At 73.1% G+C, this 11,391-nt stretch carries 10 protein-coding genes; 8 read left to right on the top strand and 2 right to left on the bottom strand.

The features are described 5' to 3' along the window. Positions 1-7 precede the first annotated feature (7 nt). The 6 genes from ACWDGI_RS05225 (at position 8) to ACWDGI_RS05200 (ending at position 6,740) form a co-directional block, all read left to right on the top strand. Entirely contained in the window at positions 8-400 is a 393-nt protein-coding gene (locus ACWDGI_RS05225; RefSeq protein ID WP_450755534.1) for a VOC family protein, read from the top strand. A gap of 97 nt (positions 401-497) precedes the next feature. Beyond that, positions 498-1,064 (top strand): hypothetical protein, encoded by a 567-nt coding sequence (locus ACWDGI_RS05220; protein ID WP_450755532.1) that lies wholly within the window; start codon positions 498-500, stop codon positions 1,062-1,064. A 46-nt stretch (positions 1,065-1,110) separates the two neighbouring features. Next, a complete protein-coding gene (locus ACWDGI_RS05215; protein WP_450755530.1) occupies positions 1,111-4,320 on the top strand; it encodes a S41 family peptidase in 3,210 nt (1,069 codons plus the stop codon). A 141-nt stretch (positions 4,321-4,461) separates the two neighbouring features. Further along, positions 4,462-4,815: a histidine triad nucleotide-binding protein gene (locus ACWDGI_RS05210; RefSeq protein ID WP_450755528.1), complete on the top strand. Its 354-nt coding sequence runs from the start codon at positions 4,462-4,464 to the stop codon at positions 4,813-4,815. Positions 4,816-4,821: 6 nt separating this feature from the next. Further along, positions 4,822-5,727 (top strand): ribonuclease Z, encoded by a 906-nt coding sequence (locus ACWDGI_RS05205; RefSeq protein WP_450755526.1) that lies wholly within the window; start codon positions 4,822-4,824, stop codon positions 5,725-5,727. Positions 5,728-5,747: 20 nt separating this feature from the next. Beyond that, a complete protein-coding gene (locus ACWDGI_RS05200; protein WP_450755524.1) occupies positions 5,748-6,740 on the top strand; it encodes an adenosine deaminase in 993 nt (330 codons plus the stop codon). Here ACWDGI_RS05200 and ACWDGI_RS05195 read toward each other — a convergent pair. Together ACWDGI_RS05195 and ACWDGI_RS05190 are read right to left on the bottom strand one after the other, a co-directional pair. Next, positions 6,737-7,918: an MFS transporter gene (locus ACWDGI_RS05195; RefSeq protein WP_450755522.1), complete on the bottom strand. Its 1,182-nt coding sequence runs from the start codon at positions 7,916-7,918 to the stop codon at positions 6,737-6,739. The genes ACWDGI_RS05200 and ACWDGI_RS05195 overlap by 4 nt on opposite strands. A gap of 335 nt (positions 7,919-8,253) precedes the next feature. Then, on the bottom strand, positions 8,254-9,033 hold the full coding sequence (locus tag ACWDGI_RS05190) for an IclR family transcriptional regulator (RefSeq protein WP_450755520.1): 780 nt from the start codon (positions 9,031-9,033) through the stop codon (positions 8,254-8,256). 155 nt (positions 9,034-9,188) lie between these two features. On the opposite strand from ACWDGI_RS05190, the gene ACWDGI_RS05185 reads away from it, so the two are divergent. Together ACWDGI_RS05185 and ACWDGI_RS05180 are read left to right on the top strand one after the other, a co-directional pair. Continuing rightward, entirely contained in the window at positions 9,189-10,085 is an 897-nt protein-coding gene (locus ACWDGI_RS05185; RefSeq protein ID WP_450756475.1) for a 5-dehydro-4-deoxyglucarate dehydratase, read from the top strand. Continuing rightward, a complete protein-coding gene (locus ACWDGI_RS05180) occupies positions 10,082-11,371 on the top strand; it encodes a glucarate dehydratase family protein (RefSeq protein WP_450755518.1) in 1,290 nt (429 codons plus the stop codon). The genes ACWDGI_RS05185 and ACWDGI_RS05180 overlap by 4 nt, the downstream gene beginning before the upstream one ends. Positions 11,372-11,391 lie beyond the last annotated feature (20 nt).

Here is an 11,391-nt window from a genome sequence, read left to right as displayed (position 1 = left end):
ACGCGCCGTGGAACTCGCCCAAGTCCGGCTCCTGGTCTCCGACTTCGCCGCCTGCTACCGCTTCTACGCCGAAGTGCTCGGACTGAAGCCGCAGTCGGGGGCGAGCGAGGGACCGTACGAGAAGTTCAGTCCGCACGCCGGGTCGGCGGGGATAGCCCTGCAGGACCGGGCCATGATGGCCGAGGTACTGGGCGAGCTGGGAGACACCGCGACCGGGCACCGATCGCTGGTGGTGCTGCGCGTGGACGACCTGGACGCCTACTGCGAGCAGATCGCCGCCCGGGGCGCGGTCCTGGTGCACGGGCCGGCGCCGATGACGGAACGCATGCGCGTCGCCCACCTCAAGGACCCGGAGGGCAACCTGGTGGAACTCCAGGAGTGGCTGCTGCTGCGCACCTGAGGAGTCCGTCCTTCCGCCTCAGGGGGGACGACTCCGAACACGTGAGTGGCCGCATGCCCCCTACCGTCACGGGCACGACGGTGGCAGGCTGCCCTCCATGGGGGCATTGAGGCCGATTTGGCGACGGCCGCTCGTGACGCGACGGCCGCGCAAGACCGCAGTGGCGGCCGTGGTGGGGCTCGCGGTGATCGCCGTGGGCGGTGCGGTGGGATGCCGGCCGACCGACCTGAACTCCGCGACCGTCGCGTACACCACCGACCGGACCGCCACCGCCGAGCTGAAACGGCAGCACGTCGACGTCAGCTGGCTCACCTGCACCGGCAACTACGGCTCGGCGGCGCCGAGGACGCCCTCGGCGTCCGAGACCACCGCGGTCTCCGTGGACTGCCGGGGCCGGACCAGGGACGGCCGGGACATCACCGTCACCGGACGCGTCACCAAGGCGGTCAGCGGCGCCTGTGTGCGCGGGAACCTCGTCGCGAAGGTGGGCGGCAAGGAGTGGTTCCGGGTGACGGGCCTCGGCAACTGCGACGCCACACCCGGACCGGCGTACAGCACCTACCGGCCGCCCACCTACGGACAGCAGCCCGGCCCCACCGTGACCGTGACGGAGACCGTCTGGTGCCAGAGCGACCCCAAGTGCCGGCCGGTCCAGGGCAAGTGATCGAAATCGGCCACCGCGATCGTCCGGCGATGCATAGGCTGAGCGGGTGACTCAGGGTGCAGCGACAGGACCGCGGTCCTACCTCCGATTTCCCCATGTCCACGGCGACCTGGTCGCCTTCACCGCCGAGGACGACGTGTGGCTCGCGCCCCTGGACGGCGGCCGGGCCTGGCGGGTCAGCGCCGACAACGTCCCCGTGACGTTGCCGCGTATCTCGCCCGACGGGACCACGGTCGCCTGGACCTCCACCCGCGACGGCGCTCCCGAGATCCACACCGCCCCCGTCGACGGCGGCTCCGCCACCCGCCTGACGCACTGGGGGAGTTCCCGCACCCAGGTGCGCGGCTGGACCGACGACGGACAGGTCCTCGCGATCAGCACCTACGGACAGTCCAGCCTCCGGCGCAGCTGGGCCCGGACCGTCCCGCTCGACGGCGGCCCGTCCACCGTCCTGCCGTACGGCCCGGTCGGCCATGTCGCCTTCGGGCCGCACACCGTGCTGCTGTCCGCGCCGATGGGCCGGGAGGCGGCCTGGTGGAAGCGGTACCGGGGCGGCACGGCCGGGAAGCTGTGGATCGACCGGGCCGGGGACGGCGAGTTCGTACGGCTGCACGAGGAGCTGGACGGCAACCTCGAACACCCCGTGTGGGCCGGGGACCGGATCGCCTTCCTCTCCGACCACGAGGGGACGGGCGCGCTGTACTCGTCCCTCGCCGACGGTTCCGACCTGCGCCGGCACACCCCGCTCGACGGCTTCTACGCCCGGCACGCGTCCGGTGACGGCACCCGGGTCGTCTACGCGTCGGCCGGTGAACTCTGGCTCCTCGACGACCTGGAGGGCGCCGAGCCGCGCCGGCTCGACATCCGGCTCGGCGGGGCCCGGGTGGACCGGCAGCCGCACCCGGTCAACGCCGCCCGCTGGTTCAGTTCCGCCTCGCCCGACCACACCGCGCGCGGCAGCGCCGTCCTGGTGCGCGGCGGCGTGCACTGGGTGACCCACCGCTCGGGCCCGGCCCGCGCCCTGGCCGCCCAGCCCGGGGTGCGCGCCCGGCTGCCCGTCACCTTCCGCTCGGAGGCGGAGGAGTGGGTGGTGTGGGTGACGGACGCCGAGGGCGAGGACGCCCTGGAGTTCGCGCCCGCCACCGGTGCCGTGCCCGGCTCCACCCCGCGGCGGCTCGCCGCCGGGCAGCTCGGCCGGGTCCTGGACCTCGCCGTCGCCCCCGACGGCGGCCGGGTCGCGGTCGCCGCGCACGACGGACGGCTGCTCCTCGTCGAACGCGAGACCGGCGAGGTGCGCGAGGTCGACCGCAGCGAGGACGGCGACGTGTCGGGTCTCGCCTTCTCACCCGACTCCGGCTGGCTGGCCTGGTCCCACCCCGGGGCCGGCGGGCTCGCCCAGCTCCGGGTCGCCCACACCACCGACCTCACCGTCACCGAGGCGACCCCGCTGCGCTTCCAGGACTACGACCCCGTCTTCACCCGCGACGGCAAACACCTCGCCTTCCTCTCCACCCGCTCCTTCGACCCGGTCTACGACGAGCACGTCTTCGACCTGGCCTTCGTGGTCGGCGACCGGCCGCACCTGATCACCCTGGCCGCGACCACCCCCTCGCCGTTCGGCCCGCAGCGGCACGGCCGGCCCTTCGAGGCGCCCGACAAGGACGAGACCCCGGACGCCGAGGGCACCCCCGCCACCCGGATCGACCTGGAGGGCCTCGCCGACCGGATCGTGCCCTTCCCCGTCGAGGCCGGCCGCTACTCCGGGCTGCGCGCCGCCAAGGACGGCGTCCTGTGGCTGCGCCACCCGGTGCGCGGTGTGCTCGGCGCCTCCCGCGCCCACCCGGAGGACCCCGACCCCAAGACCGAGCTGGAGCGCTACGACCTCGCCCAGCAGCGCATCGAGTACCTGTCCTCCGACGCCGACCACTTCGAGGTCAGCGGTGACGGCAAACGCGTCCTGCTGTGGGCCGACGGCAAGCTCAAGGTCGTACCCAGCGACCGCCGTGCCTCGAACGACGACGACAGCGACACCAACATCACCGTCGACCTGTCCCGGGTCCGGCAGACCCTCGACCCGGCCGCCGAGTGGCGGCAGATGTTCGACGAGACCGGCCGCATCATGCGGGACCAGTTCTGGCGGCCGGACCTCGGCGGCGTCGACTGGAACGGCGTCCTGGACCGCTACCGCCCGCTCGTCGAGCATGTCGCCACCCACGACGACCTGGTCGACCTGCTCTGGGAGGTCCAGGGCGAACTGGGCACCTCGCACGCCTACGTCACCCCGCGCGGCGGCCACGGCAACGGCCCCCGCCAGGGTCTGCTCGGCGCCGACATCTCCCGTCATCCGGACGGCAGTTGGCGCATCGACCGGATCCTGCCCGCCGAGACCTCCGACCCCGGCGCCCGTTCCCCGCTCGCCGCGCCCGGCGTCGCGGTACGCGCCGGCGACGCGATCGTGGCCGTCGCGGGCCGCCCCGTCGACCCGGTGACCGGACCCGGCCCGCTGCTCGTCGGCACGGCCGGCAAGGCGGTCGAACTGACCGTGTCCCCGGCGGGCGGCGGCGAGTTGCGGCACCCGGTGGTCGTCCCGGTCGCGGACGAGGAGCCGCTGCGCTACCACGCGTGGGTGGCCGACCGCCGGGCCCATGTGCACGAACTCTCCGGCGGCCGCCTCGGCTACCTCCACGTGCCGGACATGCAGGCACCCGGCTGGGCCCAGATCCACCGTGACCTGAGCGTGGAGATGGCCCGCGAGGGCATCGTCGTGGACGTCCGGGAGAACCGCGGCGGACACACCTCGCAGCTCGTCGTGGAGAAACTGGCCCGCCGGATCGTCGGCTGGGACCTGCCACGCGGCATGCGCCCGTTCAGCTACCCGAGGGACGCGCCCCGGGGCCCGGTGGTCGTCGTCGCGAACGAGTTCTCCGGCTCGGACGGGGACATCGTCAACGCGGCGATCAAGGCGCTCGGCATCGGCCCGGTGGTCGGCACCCGCACCTGGGGCGGCGTGATCGGCATCGACAGCCGCTACCGCCTGGTCGACGGCACGCTGGTCACCCAGCCGAAGTACGCGTTCTGGCTGGAGGGCTACGGCTGGGGCGTGGAGAACCACGGCGTCGACCCGGACGTGGAGGTCGTACAGACCCCGCAGGACTGGGCCGCGGACCGGGACCCCCAACTCGACGAGGCGGTACGGACAGCGCTGGAGGCGTTGGAGACGACGCCTGCGAAGGTTCCGCCGACGTTGCCGATGTAAGGAGGGGCGCCGGGTCCGGCCGAGGGGGCGCGGGGCCATGCCGATGTGCGGCTCCGCCGCGTGGGCGCGACAAGCCCCCACCGGTCCGCAGCCGAACCGACTACGATGCCCCCCGAAGCTGATCACCGGTGAGGAGAAGACATGGCCGGGGAACCCCAGGACGACTGCCTGTTCTGCAAGATCGTCGCAGGCCACGTCCCGGCGACGATCGTCCGGGAGACGGACACCACCGTCGCCTTCCGGGACATAAACCCCCAGGCACCCACCCACGTCCTGGTGATCCCCAAGGTCCACTACGAGAACGCGGCCGAGCTCGCCGCGGGCGACCCCGCCGTGGCCGCCGACATACTGCGCGAGGCGCAGGCCGTCGCCGACGAGGACAAGCTGGACAGCTACCGCATCGTCTTCAACACCGGCAGCGGCGCCGGACAGACCGTCTGGCACGCCCACGCGCACATCATCGGCGGCCGTGGCCTGCAGTGGCCGCCCGGATAGGTCGTCGTGTCCGTCCGTGAACTGGTGGTCCTCGGCACCGCCAGCCAGGTTCCCACCCGGCACCGCAACCACAACGGCTACCTGCTGCGCTGGGACGGCGAGGGCATCCTCTTCGACCCCGGCGAGGGCACCCAGCGGCAGATGCTGCGGGCCGGGGCCGCCGCACACGACCTCAACCGGATCTGCGTCACCCACTTCCACGGCGACCACTGTCTCGGTCTCGCCGGGGTCATCCAGCGCATCAACCTCGACAAGGTTCCGCACCCGGTCACCGCGCACTACCCGAAGTCCGGCCGGCGGTTCTTCGACCGGCTCCGGTACGCCACGGCCTACCGGGAGACCGTCGGCATCACCGAGGCCCCGGTCGACGCGGACGGCGACCTCGCCGTGACCTCGTCGTACACGCTGCAGGCCAGGAAGCTGTCCCACCCCGTCGAGTCGTACGGCTACCGGCTGGTCGAGCCCGACGGCCGCCGCATGCTGCCCGACCGGCTCGCCGCGCACGGCGTCAAGGGCCCGGACGTCGGCCGTCTCCAGCGCGACGGCGTCCTCGGGGACGTCACCCTCGACCAGGTCAGCGAGGTGCGACGCGGGCAGCGGTTCGCGTTCGTGATGGACACCCGGCTCTGCGACGGCGTGCACGCGCTCGCCGAGGGCTGCGACATGCTGGTCATCGAGTCCACGTTCCTCGACGAGGACGCCGAACTCGCCGCGGAGCACGGCCATCTGACCGCCGGACAGGCGGCGGCCGTCGCGCGGGACGCGGGGGTACGGCACCTCGTGCTGACCCACTTCAGCCAGCGCTACTCCGAACCCGAGGAGTTCGAGCGGCAGGCGCGGGCGGCCGGATACCAGGAGGAGCTGACCGTGGCACGGGATCTGCTCCGAGTGCCGGTTCCGAAGCGCAGGTGAGACGGCCGTACCATGCTCTGATGCCCCTCCCCAAAGCTGAACTGCACCTCCACATCGAAGGCACCCTGGAGCCGGAGCTGGCGTTCCGGCTCGCCGCCCGCAACGGCGTGGAACTGCCGTACGCGGACACCGACGCCCTCCGTGAGGCCTACCGGTTCAAGGACCTCCAGTCCTTCCTGAACCTGTACTACGAGCTCATGGCCGTCCTGCGCACCGAGCAGGACTTCGAGGACCTCGCGAACGCCTATCTGGCCCGGGCCGCCGCGCAGGGCGTGCGGCACGCCGAGATCTTCTTCGACCCGCAGGCACACATCGCCCGGGGCGTGCCGCTCGGCACGGTCGTGGACGGGCTGTGGCGGGCGCTCGGCGAAAGCGTCGAGAACCACGGGATCTCCACCCGGCTGATCATGTGCTTCCTGCGGGACGAGTCCGCCGACTCGGCGCTGGAGACGCTGGAGGCCGCGCGGCCGCACCTCGACCGGATCATCGGGGTCGGGCTGGACTCGGCCGAGGTCGGGCATCCGCCGGCGAAGTTCCGCGAGGTGTACGAGGCCGCCGCGGACCTCGGGCTGCGACGCGTGGCGCACGCCGGTGAGGAGGGGCCGCCCGCCTACATCACCGAGGCGCTGGACGTGCTCGGCGTGGAGCGCGTCGACCACGGGCTGCGCTGCCTGGAGGACCCGGACCTGGTCGCCCGTCTGGTGCGGGAGCGGATCCCGCTGACGCTGTGCCCGCTGTCGAACGTGCGGCTGCGCGCGGTCGACGTGCTCGCCGAGCACCCGCTGCCGGCGATGCTCGACGCGGGCCTGCTGTGCACGGTCAACTCCGACGACCCGGCCTACTTCGGCGGTTACGTCGCCGACAACTACCACGCCGTGCACGACGCCCTGGGTCTGTCCCGGGAGCAGATGCGGGAACTGGCCCGCAACTCCTTCCTCGCGTCCTTCCTGGAGGACGACGAGGAGCTGCGGGCCCGCTACCTCGCCGAGGTGGACGCCTACGAGTTCGGCTAGGCGGCGACGTCCAGCCGTACCGTCTCGTCGGTGAGTGCCGGGTAGGTCGTGACGGTGGTGGTCCTGCGCCGCAGTGCCACCGCCGTCAGCGGGACCGCGACCGCGAGCAGGCCCACCGCCAGGACCGTCCCCATCGCCGGGAAACCGGCCCGGGCCGACAGCAGGCTGCCCGTCATCGGGCCCACGGCCGTCCCCAGCGACGACGCCGAGCCGACCAGCACCGCCCAGCGGCCCCGCGGGTCCAGGGAAGCGGCCAGGCCGATCACGTACGACAGGACGACCGGGTAGAGCAGGTTCCAGGCGATCTCGCCGGACGCGAACGTCGTCAGGTCCGTGGCGGAGGCGCTGAGCGCGATACAGCCGGCGATCAGCACGGTGCCGAGACCGATCGGCAGGGCCTGGCCGAGCCGAGGGCCGAGCGCGCCCGCGCCGACCACGCCCAGCAGGCCGGCGCCGAGGGCCACCGCGAACACCACGCCGACGGTCACCTCGCCCAGGTGTGCCTGCGTCAGGCCGATCCGGCCGCTCACGCCCCACAGCGAGTTCTGCGCGGCCGACCAGCAGGGCATCGCGGCGGCCAGCAGCAGACCCGGGCGCAGGTGCGGGAGACGGGAGCCGGTGACCGTGCGGGGCAGCACCGGGGCGGTACGGGGGGACAGGCGGGCGGTGAGCGGCCAGACCGCCAGCGCGGTGAGCGCGATCGCGGCGAGGGGCTGCGCATGACCGGGGCCGAGGTGCGGGACCGTCAGATAGACGGCGCCCGCGAGGGCGGAGACGCCGAGCAGGCCGAGGGTGGTGGTGCGGTGCGGGTCCCGCTGCCCGGCGATACCGGTGGCGGCCACCGCGGTGACCGTGCCGGAGCCGAAGCCGCCGACCACCGCACCGGCCACGACCGCCGGGACGTGCGTGGTGAGGGCGGCGCCGCCGTAACCGAGGACGGCGAGCAGCAGGCCGGCGCGGGCGAGGGTGCGGGGGCCGATGCGGTCCACGCGGGAGGCCAGCAGGAAGCCGGCCGCCGCGGAACTCAGCAGCAGGGCACTGCCGATGACACCTGCCTGGGTGGCGGAGATCGGGAGCCCCGATTCGAGCCTGCCGACGGTGGTCGGGAGCAGGTAGGGGGCGAGATACCCGGCCGTGAAAAGGGCGACGAGGGGCCAGGGGGTGGTGCGGGCGAACACGGGCGTTCCCAGGGCATGCGAAAGGACCGACGGAGGAGGGGGGTTGGGCGCAGGCCGTCGACGGACAGGAACGCGCGGGCAATTTGTATCAAGTGGGGGAGGCCGGAAGAAGGGCGGGGGGTGTGATGTGGGTCATGTTCGGTTTCGGGTGTGGGGGGAGGGGTAGACGCGCCGCGCGCCGTGGGGGTTGGACGGGGGCGCGTGCGGGTCCGATCCGGCCTGTCGCGCCCACGCGGCGGAGCCGCGTGCCGGTACGGCCCCGCGCCCCTTTCGGGTCGGCAGCGTGGGCGCGTGCCGACAGGTCCCCCGGTGCCGCCGAGAGAAGGCGGGCGCGGTCAGCGCCAGTTGACCGTGCCGCCGGGGGCCGTCGCCGACTCGATCCTCGTGCGGGTCTCTCTCATCACCGACACGATCTCCGCCTCGTGTTCCGGCGTCAGGCGGGTCACCGGTACCGAGCAGCTGATCGCGTCCTGGGCCGGGGTGTCGTAGCGCAGGGCGAGGCCGAAGCCGACGATGCCGGTGACGGCTTCCTCGCGATCGATCGCGTAGCCGCGGGCGCGGATCCCGGCGAGGTCGGCGGCCAGCGCGTCCCGCGTGGTGTGAGTACGGGGGGTCAGGGGCTCGTACGGGCCCGCGGGGAGGTTCTCGGCGGGGCGTTCCGCCAGGAGTGCCTTGCCGAGGGCGCCCGCGTGGGCCGGCAGCCGTCGGCCCACCCTGTTGATCGTGCGCAGGTATTCGTGCGACTCCCGGGTCGCCAGGTACGCCACGTCCGGGCCGTCCAGGCGGCCCAGATGGATGGTCTCGCCCAGTGCCTCGGACGCCTCGTCCAGGTACGGGCGCACGAGGCGGACGCGCGGGTCGGAGTCCAGGTAGCTCGTGCCGGTCAGCAGGGTGCGGATGCCGACGCCGTAGAGGGAGCCGGTCGTGTCGGTGCGTACCCAGCCCCGCGTGATCAGCGTCTGGAGCAGGGCGTACATCGAGCTGCGCGGGACGCCGAGTTCGTCCGCCAGCTCCTGGAGGCGGGCCGGGCGGTCACCGCGGGCCGCGAGGAGCTCCAGCAGCTCCACGGTGCGTGCCGCGGACTTCACCTCACGGACGCCTGCTGTCTCGGACATGGTGCAGATCGTAAGGGGGCGGGGGCGGTGGGCGCCGTTGACGGGGGGTGTTCGCATATCTAGTCTTTGTTTCTATACGTGGATGACGTCTACATGGGGAGATGGATTCGGTGGCCGGACAGCCGGAGGACGTGGTGCGCAGGCTGCGGGACGGGATGGCGGGCGGGGTGCTGTCGTTCCCGCTCACCGCCTTTCACGCCGACGGATCCCTGGACGTGGACGGATTCCGGGAGTACGTCGGCGGGCAGCTGGCCGCCGGGCCCGGTGCCCTTTTCCCGGCCTGCGGGACGGGGGAGTTCTTCTCGCTGGACGAGGACGAGTACCGGCAGGTCGTGGCCGTCTCCGTCGAGGAGGCCGCCGGCCGGGTGCCGGTGGTCGCCGGGGTGGGGTACGGCTGGGCGCAGGCCGTGCGGTTCGCCCGGGTCGCCGAGGAGGCCGGGGCCGACGCCCTGCTCGTGCTGCCGCACTATCTCGTCGCCGCCCCGCAGGACGGGCTGGTCGCGCAACTGGAGCGGATCGCGGCCCGGACGTCCCTTCCGCTCATCGCCTACCAGCGCGGACAGGTCGCCTTCACGGCCGACTCGTTGACGCGTATCGCCGGCATCCCCGGCGTGGTCGGGCTCAAGGACGGGCACAGCGACCTGGACCGGCTCCAGCGGCTCACCCTCGCCGCCCCGGAGGGCTTCCTCTTCTTCAATGGCGCCGCCACCGCCGAGATCCAGGCCCGCGCCTACGCCACCGTCGGCGTCCCCGCCTACTCCTCCGCCGTGCACGCCTTCGCCCCCGAGATCGCCGACGCCTTCTTCGCCGCCCTCGACGCCGGCGACCACGGCACGGTCGACAAACTGCTGCGCGACTTCTACGTGCCGTTCGTCGAACTCCGCGACCGCGTCCCCGGATACTCCGTGTCCCTCGTCAAGGCGGCGGCCCGGCTGCGGGGCCGCCCCGTCGGCCCGGTGCGCGCCCCGCTCACCGACCCCTCGGCCGCCGACCTCGCCGACCTCGAGACCCTGCTGGCCGCCGGACTCGACCTCGTGGGAGCGTCGCTGTGAACCTCACGATCACCGACGTCCGCCTGACGCCGATCCTGGTCGCCGACCCGCCGCTGCTGAACACCCAGGGCGTGCACCAGCCGTACACGCCCCGGCTCATCGTGGAGGTGGAGACCGCCGACGGGGTGACCGGGGTCGGTGAGACCTACGGCGACACGAAGTACCTGGAACTGGCCCGGCCGTTCGCCGAGCGGCTGCGCGGGCGCCGGGTCAGTGATCTCAACGGGCTGTTCACCGTCGCCGACGAGGTCACCGTGGACGCGGCCCGGGTCTCCGGACAGGTCGACGTCGGCGGGCTGCGCGGCGTCCAGACCGCCGACAAGCTGCGGCTGTCCGTGGTCTCCGGCTTCGAGGTCGCCTGCCTGGACGTGCTCGGCAAGGCACTCGGGCTGCCCGTGCACGCCCTGCTCGGCGGGAAGGTCCGCGACTCGGTCGAGTACAGCGCGTACCTGTTCTACAAGTGGGCCGCCCACCCGGAGGGCGTGCCCGCGGAACCCGACGACTGGGGGGCCGCGCTCGACCCGGCCGGGGTGGTGGCGCAGGCCCGCCGCCTCACGGAGCGGTACGGCTTCACCTCCTTCAAGCTCAAGGGCGGGGTCTTCCCGCCCGAGGAGGAGATCGCGGCCGTCCGGGCACTGGCGCAGGCGTTCCCCGGACATCCGCTGCGCCTCGACCCCAACGGCGCCTGGTCCGTCGAGACCTCCCTGAAGGTCGCGAAGGAACTCGGGGACGTCCTCGAGTACCTGGAGGACCCGGCGCTCGGCACCCCGGCCATGGCCGAGGTCGCCGCGGGCACCGACGTGCCGCTGGCCACCAACATGTGCGTGACGACCTTCGGCGAGATCCAGGAGGCGTTCACCCGCGGTGCCGTCCAGGTCGTCCTCTCCGACCACCACTACTGGGGCGGCCTGCGCAACACCCAGCAACTTGCCGCCGTCTGCCGCACCTTCGGCGTCGGCGTCTCCATGCACTCCAACACCCATCTCGGGATCAGCCTGGCCGCGATGACCCACGTGGCCGCGACCGTCCCCGGCCTCCACCACGCCTGCGACTCCCACTACCCCTGGCAGTCCGAGGACGTCCTCACCGAACGGCTCGTCTTCGAGGACGGCCGGGTCGCCGTCTCCGACGCGCCGGGCCTGGGGGTCGAGCTGGACCGGGAGCGGCTGCGGGCGCTGCACCGGCGCTGGCTGGACGACGACGGGACGTTCCGCGACCGCGACGACGCGGCCGCGATGCGGGTGGCCGAGCCGGGGTGGACCACACCGGCCGTGCCGCGCTGGTAGCGGCGCTCGTTCGGGCGGTC

This window comes from Streptomyces sp. NPDC001220, from assembly GCF_053597895.1.
This window is presented reverse-complemented; position numbering and strand designations above follow the sequence as displayed.